Consider the following 12,628-nt stretch of genomic DNA (forward strand, 5'->3'; position numbering starts at 1 on the left):
ACCGCGGGACAAGAGGTCTGCCGGGGGCAAAGAATCGTTGGGCCATTAGTAGGGACTCGACAAAGAAACGCGACCGGGCGCAGCGCGGCCTCACAGAGACCTTGACCACATCGGGGGGCTAGGGTTTTGCGGAGGATTCCCGCGTCCTGCGATGCGACAAGGGTTTTCGCCGGTGGAGTGAGCCTCGACTCACGCTCCGTGTGGGCAAGCTCACCACTGGGGACGGGTCGTAACGTCGTGTCGGCAGTCCCTAAACTCGGCTTGTTTCAAGGAGAGGGAGTCATCGTGCGCAAGGTGTTGATCGCCAACCGTGGCGAAATCGCTGTCCGCGTCGCCCGGGCCTGCCGTGACGCCGGGATCGCGAGCGTGGCCGTGTACGCGGAGCCGGACCGGGACGCGCTGCACGTCCGGGCGGCCGACGAGGCGTTCGCCCTGGGCGGTGACACCCCGGCCACCAGTTACCTGGACATCGCCAAGGTGCTCCAGGCCGCCAAGGATTCCGGTGCGGACGCCATCCACCCGGGTTACGGCTTTCTTTCCGAGAACGCGGAGTTCGCCCAGGCGGTCCTGGACGCGGGCCTCGTCTGGATCGGGCCGCCGCCGCAGGCCATCCGCGACCTCGGCGACAAGGTCGCCGCCCGGCACATCGCGCAGCGCGCGGGTGCCCCCCTCGTGGCGGGCACGCCCGACCCGGTCTCCGGCGCCGACGAGGTCGTCGCGTTCGCCCGGGAGCACGGTCTGCCGATCGCCATCAAGGCCGCCTTCGGTGGCGGCGGGCGCGGTCTGAAGGTGGCCCGCACCCTCGAAGAGGTCCCCGAGCTGTACGACTCGGCGGTCCGCGAGGCGGTCGCCGCGTTCGGCCGCGGCGAGTGCTTCGTCGAGCGGTACCTCGACAAGCCCCGGCACGTCGAGACGCAGTGCCTGGCCGACACCCACGGCAACGTGGTCGTCGTGTCCACCCGCGACTGCTCCCTCCAGCGCCGTCACCAGAAGCTGGTCGAGGAGGCCCCGGCGCCGTTCCTGTCGGACGCCCAGGTCGAGGAGCTGTACTCCTCCTCCAAGGCGATCCTGAAGGAGGCCGGCTACGTCGGCGCGGGCACCGTCGAGTTCCTCGTCGGTGTCGACGGCACCATCTCCTTCCTCGAGGTCAACACCCGCCTCCAGGTCGAACACCCGGTCACCGAGGAGGTCGCCGGCATCGACCTCGTGCGGGAGATGTTCCGCATCGCCGACGGCGAGGAACTCGGCTACGGCGACCCCGAGCTGCGTGGTCATTCCTTCGAGTTCCGTATCAACGGCGAGGACCCGGGCCGCAACTTCCTGCCCGCCCCCGGCACGGTGACGACCTTCGCCCCGCCGTCGGGCCCGGGCGTGCGCCTGGACGCCGGCGTCGAGTCCGGCAGCGTGATCGGCCCCGCCTGGGACTCCCTGCTCGCCAAGCTGATCGTCACCGGCGCCACCCGCGAACAGGCTCTCCAGCGCGCCGCCCGCGCCCTGGCCGAGTTCAACGTCGAGGGCATGGCCACCGCCATCCCGTTCCACCGCGCGGTGGTCAGGGACCCGGCGTTCGCCCCCGAACTCACCGGCTCCGCCGAACCGTTCACGGTCCACACCCGCTGGATCGAGACCGAGTTCGTCAACGAGATCAAGCCGTTCACCGTCCCCACCGACGCGGACGCCGAGGAGGAGCCCGGTCGCGAGACCGTCGTCGTCGAGGTCGGCGGCAAGCGCCTGGAAGTCTCCCTGCCGTCCTCCCTCGGCATGTCGCTGGCCCGCACCGGCCTCGCGGCGGGCGCCAAGCCCAAGCGCCGCGCGGCCAAGAAGTCCGGCCCGGTGGCCTCCGGGGACACCCTCGCCTCCCCGATGCAGGGCACCATCGTCAAGGTCGCCGTCGAGGAGGGCCAGGAGGTCCAGGAAGGCGACCTGGTCGTCGTACTCGAAGCGATGAAGATGGAACAGCCGCTGAACGCGCACAAGTCCGGCACCATCAAGGGTCTGGGCGCCGAGGTCGGCGCGTCCATCACCTCCGGCGCCGCCATCTGCGAGATCAAGGACTGACCGGAGGACCGGCCGGAAGACTGGCCGGAGGACCGGCCGAGAGGTCGTTCGACTCCCCGAAGCGCCCGGCGGACCTGAGCAGTAGGTCCGCCGGGCGCTTCGTCTCCCCCGTCCCCCGTGGGCTCTGTGCGGCTCTGTGCGGCGCCGGGAGGCTCTGTGCGGCTCCCGGGCGGCTCCGGGCGGCGCGCAGCGGCCTGTGCGGCGCTGTACCCCTCCAGTGAACCGGGAGGCCCGGCCGATGGCCATCCGTCAATTCTGACGGGTCGCGACAGATCGTCTCAGTCGGCGAGCAGTCCGAGGTCCCGTCCCCGGCGCAGCAGCGCCGCCGTGTGCCCGGCCTCGAGCTTGCGGTGCAGGGCGGCGATGTAGCCCCGCACGGTGGTCGGCGACAGCCCCATCCGCCGGGCCGTCTCGGTCGCCGTGAGGCCGCTGTCGAGGTGCCGCAGCGTCCGGTGCTCCTGGTCGGTCACGCCGAACAGCCGGGCGACGGCCCGCCCCCGCCCGAGGTCCCGGAGCAGGAGCAGCGCGGGAAGGCCGGGTGCGGCGGGGGCGACGTAGCGCACCTCGACGTCCCGTGCGGTGAACGGTTCGGTGCGGCCGAGCCGGGGATCGTGCCGTACGGCCGGCAGCAGGTGGGCCGCGGCCGCGTTGAGGGGGTACGGGCGGCCGTCGTCGAGTGCGGCGACACCCCGGTCGTGCCCGCCGACCAGTTCCAGGGCGGCGGCGGCCAGCAGCCGCAACCGGGCTCGCTCCCGCAGCGCCCTGTGCACGGCGCGGAGTTGGAGCTGGGCGAAGCCGAGCAGGTCGCGTTCCCGTTCGGTGAAGTCCTGGCCGGAGCGGACCAGTGCGTAGCCCTCGACCACGGACATGTCGGACCCGGCCGACGCCACCAGGTGCCGCCGTAACCCGAAGGGGCGGAAGTCCAGGTTGTAGCAGTGGGTGCGTTCCCACTGCCGGTCGCCGGCCACGTCGCTCACCCGCCATGCCTCCGGGGTCGGCGTCTGGAGCATGACCTCGGTCAGCGGGTGGTCGAGGGGATGGTCGTAGATGACCATCGGGTCCTCGTGGAAGGAGTCCGTCGGCAGCGAGAGGGTGGACAGACCGACGCCGTCGACCGCTATCCGGTAACTCTGCGCCGCGTCGGCCGGGATCAGCTCCATCAGCCCGGGCAGCGCCTGTTCCTGGAACTCCTCGACGGAGTCGGCCTCTTCGATTCCTCGTACCAGTGTCAGTACGCGTTGCGCGTCCGCACCGCTGATCTCCATGCACACTCTCCCGGCGCTGCTCTCGCCATGAGAAGTCCTGAGATGTTCCTCGATGTCCTGAGAAGAAAGTACTGCGCCTGCCCGCACCCCAAACCTCCCCGGCCGGCCCGATGCCCTGCCGCAGGGCAGCCCGGAGGGACGGGAGGGAGCGCGTGGATGCCGTGCGGGGCGCGGGCGTGGGAGAGAGCGCGGGGGCAGGTGCGCCCGCGGAGCGTCCTGGGGGCCCGCGCGCCCTGTGTGCCGACGCGCGGCGCGCGGCGCGCCTGGGAGCGGCGGCCCGGCGGCACGGTCCGTGTGCGCCGCGCCGGGCGCGGCGAGCGGTCCACCCGGCCGCCGAGGACCCCTGAAGGCCCCGTACCGGCCGGGTACGAACGTCAGCGGCGCCGCAGGTCCGCGACCCGCGCCCGCTCTCCCGGCTGCTGCTCGCCCAGGGCCGTGGTGCTGCGCAGCTGCGGCCCGGCGCCCGGGACCTGGCCGCGGCGCGGACCGGGGAGCGGCATGTCCCGGCGTGACTGACGCCCCGCCGGGACCGTATCGCCGCCTCCCGCGCCCGCCGCCGACCCGGCGACCGCGATCTGCACGCCCTGGTCGGCGAGGGCCTGGAGTTCGGTGGCCGCGCGGTCGTCGTGGGCGGGCGGTTCGTCCGTGACCAGGCGCGTGATGACATCGGTCGGCACGGTCTGGAACATCGTGTCGGTGCCGAGCTTGGTGTGGTCGGCGAGCACGACGACCTCGGCGGCGGCCTGCACCAGCGCGCGGTCGACGGACGCCGACAGCATGTTGGAGGTGGACAGGCCGCGCTCGGCGGTGAGGCCGCTCCCGGAGAGGAAGGCCCGGGACACGCGCAGTCCTTGCAGGGACTGCTCGGCTCCGCTGCCGACCAGTGCGTAGTTGGAGCCGCGCAGAGTGCCGCCGGTCATCACGACCTCCACCCGGTTGGCATGGGCCAACGCCTGGGCCACCAGCAGCGAGTTGGTGACGACGGTGAGCCCGGGCACCCGCGCGAGCCGGCGGGCCAGCTCCTGCGTCGTGGTCCCCGCCCCCACCACGATGGCCTCGCCCTCTTCGACGAGACTCGCGGCGAGATCGGCGATGGCCGTCTTCTCGGCGGTCGCGAGATGTGACTTCTGCGGAAAGCCGGACTCCCGCGTGAACCCGCCCGGCAATACCGCACCGCCGTGCCGGCGGTCGAGGAGTCCTTCTGCCTCCAGTGCGCGCACGTCCCGCCGTACGGTCACTTCGGAGGTCTGGACGACGCGGGCGAGCTCACGGAGCGACACGGCCCCATTCGCTCGCACCATTTCGAGGATCAATTGGCGACGTTCTGCAGCGAACACGAAACTGACAGTAACCCCAACGACCGTCTGGTTTCAGCAGTTTGCGCCGAATAACAGAAGTTGTTCGCATGGCAGGGCAGGAAGTGGTATACGCGCCTAATCCGCCTGCCTATGCCGCCCGAATGGTCGACGACTCCCCGTGACCAGCGGGAAGGTGTCCGCGGCGGCTCGGTCGCCTCAGGCGTCGCCGGCCGTCTTTCGGGTGTGCAGCTGTCGCGCCACCTCGGCGATCGAGCCCGAAAGGGAGGGATACACGGTGAACGCGTTCGCGATCTGCTCGACCGTCAGATTGTTGTCGACCGCGATCGAGATGGGGTGGATCAGTTCCGAGGCGCGCGGCGCGACCACCACACCGCCCACCACGATCCCGGTGCCCGGCCGGCAGAAGATCTTGACGAAGCCGTCCCGGATGCCCTGCATCTTGGCGCGCGGGTTGCGCAGCAGCGGCAGCTTCACGACCCGGGCGTCGATCTTGCCCGCGTCGACGTCGGCCTGGCTGTAGCCGACCGTCGCGATCTCGGGGTCGGTGAAGACGTTCGACGACACGGTCTTCAGGTTCAGCGGGGCCACGGCGTCGCCCAGGAAGTGGTACATGGCGATACGCCCCTGCATCGCCGCCACCGAGGCGAGGGCGAAGACACCGGTCACGTCACCGGCGGCGTACACACCCGGAGCCGTGGTCCTGGACACCTTGTCGGTCCAGATGTGACCCGAGTCGCGGAGCTTGACCCCCGCCTCCTCCAGCCCCATCCCACTGCTGTTGGGTATGGCGCCGACGGCCATCAGACAGTGCGAACCGGAGATGACCCGGCCGTCCGACAGGGTGACCTCGACACGGTCGCCGATGCGCTTGGCGGACTCGGCGCGGGAGCGGGCCATGACGTTCATGCCGCGGCGGCGGAAGACGTCCTCGAGGACGGCGGCGGCGTCGGGGTCCTCGCCGGGCAGCACCCGGTCCCGCGACGACACGAGGGTGACCTTGGACCCGAGCGCCTGATAGGCACCGGCGAACTCGGCACCGGTGACACCGGAACCGACCACGATCAGCTCGTCCGGCAGCTCGTCCAGGTCGTACACCTGGGTCCAGTTCAGGATCCGCTCGCCGTCGGGCTGGGCGTCGGGCAGCTCACGGGGGTGACCGCCGGTCGCGATGAGCACGGCGTCGGCGACGAGGGTCTCCTCGGCGCCGTCCGCGGCCCGCACGACGACCTTGCGCGACCCGTCGATGGACTGCATGCCGTCGAGCCGCCCGCGCCCGCGCATGACCCGGGCCCCGGCACGGGTCACCGACGCCGTGATGTCGTGCGACTGGGCGAGCGCGAGCCGCTTCACACGGCGGTTGACCTTGCCGAGGTCGACGCCGACCACCCGGGCCGCCTGCTCCATGGGCGGGGTGTCGTCGGCGACGATGATCCCCAGCTCCTCGTACGACGAGTCGAAGGTGGTCATCACCTCGGCCGTGGCGATGAGGGTCTTGGACGGCACGCAGTCGGTCAGCACCGACGCACCGCCCAGGCCGTCGCAGTCGACGACGGTCACCTCCGCGCCGAGCTGGGCGGCTACCAGCGCCGCTTCATATCCGCCGGGTCCGCCACCGATGATCACGATCCGAGTCACGTACTCCATTGTCCCGCACGCTTCAAGGTGCTTCTCCCCCGGGTGCCACCGGAGGTACATCTGTTACGCAGGAGGCCGCCGTTTCGCTGCCGTACCCTCGAACCCATGTCGCTCTACGCCGCGTACGCCGGCAATCTCGACCCGCGGCTCATGACGCGCCGCGCCCCGCATTCGCCGCTGCGCGCCACCGGCTGGCTCAACGACTGGCGGCTGACGTTCGGCGGCGAGCACATGGGCTGGGAGGGCGCGCTGGCGACGATCGTCGAGGCCCCGCGCTCCCAGGTCTTCGTGGCGCTGTACGACATCGCCCCGATGGACGAGGACTCCATGGACCGCTGGGAGGGTGTCGGCCTCGACATCTACCGGCGCATGCGCGTACGCGTGCACACCCTGGAGGGCGAGGAGGCCGCGTGGGTGTACGTACTGAACGGCTACGAGGGCGGACTGCCCTCGGCACGCTACCTGGGTGAGCTCGCCGACGCGGCCGAGTCGGCGGGGGCACCGCACGATTACGTGATGGAGCTGCGCAAGAGACCGTGCTGAGCGGGTCCTCCCCGGCGTGGGCCGCCTGCTGATCTTCGTCGTCGAGATCTTCAGCGACACGGACGGCTTCGTCCCCGGCTTCGTTCCCGGCTTCCTTCCCGCCGCCTGACCGCCCTCCCGGACGCCCTGCTCCCCGGGCTTCGTCGGGCTTCGCCGCGCTCCGTGGGACTTCTCGCCGGGCTCCGTCGCGCCTCTCGCCGGGCCCCGTCGGGCTTCTCATCGGAAACGACAAGACAACGATCGCAAACCCGTGACCTCTGTCATCTACGCGCGTAGGCCTGGACCAGCTACGCTCATGCGCGTGAACGCATCTCTTCTTCCGGACGACATCCAGGGCGACCCCCACGCCGCCGCCGACGCCGCCGCCGCGCGCCTGCGCGAGCTCACGGGCGCCGAGACCCACGACGTCGCCCTCGTGATGGGCTCCGGCTGGGCACCGGCCGTGGACGCCCTGGGCGCCCCCGAGGCCGAGTTCCAGGTCACCGAGCTGCCCGGCTTCCCGCCGCCGGCGGTCGAGGGACACGGCGGCAAGGTCCGCTCGTACAAGATCGGCGACAAGCGCGCCCTGGTCTTCCTCGGCCGCACCCACTTCTACGAGGGCCGCGGGGTCGCCGCCGTCGCGCACGGCGTACGGACCGCCGTCGCCGCCGGCTGCAAGACCATCGTGCTCACCAACGGCTGCGGCGGCCTGCGCGAGGGCATGCGACCCGGCCAGCCCGTCCTGATCAGCGACCACATCAACCTGACGGCCACCTCGCCGATCATCGGTGCGAACTTCGTCGACCTCACCGACCTGTACTCGCCGCGGCTGCGCGCGCTGTGCAAGGAGGTCGACCCCTCCCTGGAGGAGGGCGTCTACGCGCAGTTCCCCGGCCCGCACTACGAGACGCCGGCCGAGATCCGCATGGCCCGGGTGATCGGCGCGGACCTGGTGGGCATGTCGACGGTCCTGGAAGCGATCGCCGCACGGGAGGCGGGCGCCGAGGTGCTGGGCCTCTCCCTGGTCACCAACCTCGCCGCCGGCATGACGGGCGAACCCCTCAACCACGAGGAGGTCCTCCAGGCGGGCCGCGACTCGGCCACCCGGATGGGCGCGCTGCTGACCCAGGTGCTGAACCGGCTCTAGCCGCCGTGGGACGCGTGCCGCCGCGGGACGCGTGCCGCCGTATGCGTTTTTCGCCGCGCCCCTGAGGGACGGGACGGGTAGGGGCGGAGGGAGCGAAACGACTCCGCCCCGATCCCTGCCGGAAGAACTCACTGCCGGAAGAACCGGAAGAACTCGCGGCCGGAAGAACTCGCGCAGGAACAAGAGAGAGGTTGACCCGACGTGCACGACGAACTCATCGCACGGGCCAAGGCGTGGCTGGCCGAGGACCCCGACGCGGAGACACGTGAGGAACTCGCCAAGCTCATCGACGCCGAGGACGTCACCGAGCTCGCCGCGCGCTTCAGCGGCACCCTCCAGTTCGGCACCGCCGGGCTCCGCGGTGAGCTCGGCGCCGGTCCCATGCGGATGAACCGCGCCGTCGTGATCCGTGCCGCCGCCGGCCTCGCCGCGTACCTCAAGGCCAAGGGCGAGCAGGGCGGCCTCGTCGTCATCGGCTACGACGCCCGCCACAAGTCCGCCGACTTCGCCCGCGACACCGCCGCGGTCATGACCGGCGCGGGCCTGCGCGCGGCGGTCCTCCCCCGCCCGCTCCCCACGCCGGTCCTCGCGTACGCCATAAGGCACCTGGGCGCCGTGGCCGGCGTGGAGGTCACCGCCAGCCACAACCCGCCGCGCGACAACGGCTACAAGGTCTACCTCGGCGACGGCTCCCAGATCGTCCCCCCGGCGGACGCGGAGATCGCCGCGGAGATCGACGCCGTCCGCGCCCTCGCCGACGTCCCCCGCCCGGACTCCGGCTGGGAGACGCTCGACGACAGCGTCCTGAACGCCTACCTGGCGCGCACCGACGCCGTACTGGCCGAGGGCTCCCCCCGCACCGCCCGCACCGTCTACACGGCGATGCACGGCGTCGGCAAGGACGTCCTCCTCGCCGCCTTCGCCCGGGCCGGCTTCCCGGAGCCCGTCCTCGTCGCCGAACAGGCCGAGCCGGATCCGGACTTCCCGACCGTCGCCTTCCCCAACCCGGAAGAGCCCGGCGCGATGGATCTCGCCTTCGCGAAGGCCCGTGAGACCGACCCCGACCTGATCATCGCCAACGACCCGGACGCGGACCGCTGCGCCGTCGCGGTCAAGGGCGGCACCGACTGGCGCATGCTCCGCGGCGACGAGGTCGGCGCGCTGCTCGCCCAGCACCTGGTCAGCCGGGGCGCGCGCGGGACGTTCGCCGAGTCGATCGTCTCCTCCTCCCTGCTCGGCCGGATCGCCGAGAAGGCGGGCGTGCCGTACGAGGAGACCCTCACCGGCTTCAAGTGGATCGCCCGCGTCGAGGGTCTGCGCTACGGCTACGAGGAGGCGCTCGGCTACTGCGTCGACCCCGAGGGCGTACGCGACAAGGACGGCATCACGGCGGCGCTCCTGATCACGGAGCTCGCCTCCGAGCTCAAGGAGCGGGGCCGCACCCTTGTCGACTTCCTCGACGACATCGCCGTGGAGCACGGCCTGCACGCCACGGACCAGCTCTCGGTCCGGGTGGAGGACCTCTCCGTGATCGCGAACGCGATGCGGCGCCTGCGCGAGCAGCCGCCGACGCGGCTCGCGGGCCTGGCGATCACCCGGTCCGAGGACCTGACCAAGGGCACGGACCGGCTGCCGCCGACGGACGGTCTGCGCTACACGCTGGACGGCGCCCGCGTCATCGTCCGCCCCAGCGGTACGGAGCCGAAGCTGAAGTGCTACCTGGAGGTGGTGGTGCCGGTGGGCACCCGCCAGGACCTCCCCGCGGCCCGCACCAAGGCCACGAACCTCCTGGAGACGATCAAGCGGGACCTCTCCGAGGCAGCGGGCATCTGACCGACACGTCGCGGGCCCACCGACACGGTGAGCCCGCGACGTGTCGCGTCCCACGACGCGGCACGTCCCTCCACGCGGGGCCCGCCCCGCACCCCCCGCAGCCGACCCGCACCACGACTGCCGACCCGCGCCCCCACTACCGGCCCGCACCCCAGCCCAGCCCAGCTCAGCTCAGCTCAGGGCAGCAACACCAGCGCCGCCGCCCACGCCACCCCGATCGCCACGGCCACCGGCCACAGTCCACGGCCTCGCTCCGGCCCGCCGCTCTCGGCGGTCGGCCGCAGGGCGGGGTCCTGCCACATGGCGTTGATCTCGGCGGCGACCCGCTCGTACGGGTGGATGAGCCCGAACTTCCGCTCCAGCCAAGGCCATCGCGGCCCGGACACCGACCACTCCTCGAAGCCGGCCCGATAGCTGTCGGCCCTCAGTTCGGTGCCCTTGCACTCGACGACGCGTATGTGGTCCCAGGCGATGTGCCGGGAGCGGCCCAGCCGGCGGAACCACAGCCCGGCCGCGTCGGCGGTGATCCGCCACGCGAGGTGGCCGGGCAGCAGGCACACCCCGAGAAGACCCAGTCCGGCACCGATGACGTACCGCCAGACCCCGCTCTCACCGGCGAGCGCGTAACAGCCCCACAGCACGACGGCCACGACGGTGATCCGGTCCAGCCACCCCGCGCTCCACCGCCGGGCCGGCCCCCCGCCGTCCCGTACCGCCGCCAGGACCGCCACCGCCCGCCGTTCCTCGTACACGGCCTGCCGCCGGGCCTCCCGCCCGGCCTTCGCCTTCCCGGCGGCGATACGACGCCGCGCCGCCCCCTCCGGCAGCGGACGCACCGGCCCCGTCGACCGCTCCACGAGAGGCGGGTCGCCGGCCTCCTGGGCGGCGCTGACCACGACGACCTCGGCACCGTCGTAGGGCGCTCCGTACAGGACGGCCTCGCGCAGCGGACCGGGCACGTCGGTGTCGAGGCCCTTGAGGAGCGCCGCCAGCTCCTCCTCGTCGACGACGCCGTCCCCGTCGACGTCGTCCTCGTCCTCGTCCTCGTCGTCGTCCATGTCCAGCAAGGAGACGGTGAACAGCGGCCGCAGCGCCCCCACGTCGTCCGCGGCGAAGACCTCCGTGTCGGCCGCCGCGTCGTCGCGCACGAGCACCCGCAGCACCGGTGCGGGCGCCCGGCCCAGGGCGGCCGCGCGCCGTCGGCCGAGTACGCCGGAGGCGAGGGCGGTCACACCGAGACCGGCCACGAAGCAGCCGACCGTGGCGGAGCCCAGCCGGTCGTCACCCGACTGCCAGAGCCCGGAGGTCACGACGAGCACCGCGCCGAGCACGGTGAGCACTCCCCCGAGACCGATGAGGAACGCCCCGCGCTCCAGCCGCCGGTCCGCACCCGGCACCCCGGCCGTCACGCCACCGGCGGCGGCGAGCGCGCGCTCCCGTTGCCGGCCGCGGGCGTGCAGCCGCACCGCGGCGGCCACCCAGGTCGCGATCAGCAGCAGTACGGCGGGCCCGGACCAGACCCAGGGCAGCCCGGGCCGTTGCAACAGCAGCACCACGACCAGGACGGGCGCCGAGACCCGTGCGACCTCGGGCCGCCGCAACAGCCACAGGATCTGGAGCGGGAGCAGCGCGGCCACGAACGGCTTCAGATCCGCGAGGGTGGTCAGCCAGAACGCGCCGATCACGCCGAGGCAGGTCCCCCCGAACACCAGTCGCATACGGAGGTGCGCCAGCGTCCACCCGGGCGGCAGCGCGCCCGCCCAGCGGGCCGCCTGCGCACCGTCCCAGGGACGGCACCCGTCGGGCACGGCGGACTCGGGCAGGCGCAGCACGGGCTGCTGTACAGGGTTGTTCATCGTCTCCCAGACTCACGCACCGCGAGGCTCACAGCCCCGCCCTCCCACGGCTCCCGGCTCCCGGCTCCCGGCTCCCGGCTCCCGGCTCCCGGCTCCCGGCTCCCGGCTCCCGGCTCCCGGCTCCCGGCTCAGGGTCACATCACGCCCAGGGGCTCCCGGCTGAGGACCACCACCGTCGCCCCGCCGACTGCCAGCCCACCGCCGGTCACCCCGTCGCCCCTCACCCCGTCACCCGTCACCCGTCACCCCGTCGCGAGCAGGATCACCAGCACCACGGCACCGGCGATCGCCGGCCCCATCACCTCGTACGCCCAGCGCACGCTCGGCTCTCCCTGCGCGCGCTCCGCCGACTCGTGGGCCTCGGCCAGCTCGCGCAGGTCGTCCATGACCTGGTCGGTCTGGGCGCGCCGGGGCCCGGCGTCCAGGGCCGCCGCCGCGCCGGTGCGGGCCTGCGCCGCGGCGCGGTTCTGCTGCCGGGTCGCCTTCTTGCGGGCGCGCAGCGAGACGGGCACCGCCCACAGCTGGTACTTGGTGCCGGACTTGACGACCACCTCGTTGGAGTAGCCGGAGCGCAGCGAGGCGACGCTGCCCCAGGGCAGCGTGATGACGCGGAAGGGGTTGCGGATGCGCAGCCGGTCCTCGTTCGCGAAGACGGCGGGGCGCAGCGTGAAGGCGACCACCAGCGGAACGAGCAGGATCAGCGTGGCGAGGGCCAGCCAGGGCGTGCGCCCGTGGCCCGAGACCAGCGCGTCGACACCGAGCCAGCCCACGAGGGCGAGCAGCAGCACACCGCCCACGATGCCGGAGGGCGACCGGTAGATCCGGTCCCTGGACTGGGATCCCGAAGGTTCCGAGGAGTCCGGCACGGGTGACTGGTGATCCGGGGTCGTCATGGTCACGATTCTGCCCGACGGGTGCGAGGGTGCCCGTACCTGGTACGCAACCGTGCCCTACACGGTGTGCGACCGTGCTCGCCCGCGGCGCCCCGCACTG

9 protein-coding genes are annotated in these 12,628 nt (G+C 72.4%); 4 read left to right on the plus strand and 5 right to left on the minus strand.

The annotated features are described in order from the left end of the window. Positions 1 to 285 precede the first annotated feature (285 nt). The gene (locus GTY58_RS17475; RefSeq protein WP_010984767.1) at positions 286 to 2,058 is read left to right on the plus strand and encodes a biotin carboxylase N-terminal domain-containing protein; all 1,773 of its coding nucleotides are present in this window, start codon (positions 286 to 288) and stop codon (positions 2,056 to 2,058) included. 278 nt (positions 2,059 to 2,336) lie between these two features. Here the strand turns inward: GTY58_RS17475 and GTY58_RS17480 are convergent, their stop codons facing one another. The 3 genes from GTY58_RS17480 to GTY58_RS17490 form a co-directional block, all read right to left on the minus strand. Then, positions 2,337 to 3,323, minus strand: coding sequence for a helix-turn-helix transcriptional regulator (locus tag GTY58_RS17480; protein WP_037644942.1), 987 nt, complete (start codon positions 3,321 to 3,323; stop codon positions 2,337 to 2,339). Positions 3,324 to 3,697: 374 nt separating this feature from the next. Continuing rightward, the gene (locus tag GTY58_RS17485; protein WP_078234423.1) at positions 3,698 to 4,660 is read right to left on the minus strand and encodes a DeoR/GlpR family DNA-binding transcription regulator; all 963 of its coding nucleotides are present in this window, start codon (positions 4,658 to 4,660) and stop codon (positions 3,698 to 3,700) included. Positions 4,661 to 4,837: 177 nt separating this feature from the next. Beyond that, positions 4,838 to 6,286 carry an NAD(P)H-quinone dehydrogenase gene (locus GTY58_RS17490; protein ID WP_037644941.1) on the minus strand — a complete coding sequence of 483 codons (1,449 nt, stop codon included), beginning with the start codon at positions 6,284 to 6,286 and terminating at the stop codon, positions 4,838 to 4,840. A 96-nt stretch (positions 6,287 to 6,382) separates the two neighbouring features. Here GTY58_RS17490 and GTY58_RS17495 point away from each other — a divergent pair, with 96 nt between their 5' ends. The 3 genes from GTY58_RS17495 (at position 6,383) to GTY58_RS17505 (ending at position 9,779) form a co-directional block, all read left to right on the plus strand. Then, a complete protein-coding gene (locus GTY58_RS17495) occupies positions 6,383 to 6,820 on the plus strand; it encodes a gamma-glutamylcyclotransferase (RefSeq protein WP_010984771.1) in 438 nt (145 codons plus the stop codon). A 301-nt stretch (positions 6,821 to 7,121) separates the two neighbouring features. Next, positions 7,122 to 7,946, plus strand: coding sequence for a purine-nucleoside phosphorylase (locus GTY58_RS17500; RefSeq protein WP_010984772.1), 825 nt, complete (start codon positions 7,122 to 7,124; stop codon positions 7,944 to 7,946). Between the two features lie 201 nt (positions 7,947 to 8,147). Next, entirely contained in the window at positions 8,148 to 9,779 is a 1,632-nt protein-coding gene (locus GTY58_RS17505; RefSeq protein WP_010984773.1) for a phospho-sugar mutase, read from the plus strand. A gap of 176 nt (positions 9,780 to 9,955) precedes the next feature. Here the strand turns inward: GTY58_RS17505 and GTY58_RS17510 are convergent, their stop codons facing one another. Then, a complete protein-coding gene (locus GTY58_RS17510; protein WP_010984774.1) occupies positions 9,956 to 11,635 on the minus strand; it encodes a hypothetical protein in 1,680 nt (559 codons plus the stop codon). 242 nt (positions 11,636 to 11,877) lie between these two features. Further along, positions 11,878 to 12,528, minus strand: coding sequence for a PH domain-containing protein (locus GTY58_RS17515; protein ID WP_037645227.1), 651 nt, complete (start codon positions 12,526 to 12,528; stop codon positions 11,878 to 11,880). Positions 12,529 to 12,628 lie beyond the last annotated feature (100 nt).

The organism is Streptomyces sp. SID5469, from assembly GCF_009862865.1.
GTDB lineage: Bacteria > Actinomycetota > Actinomycetes > Streptomycetales > Streptomycetaceae > Streptomyces > Streptomyces avermitilis.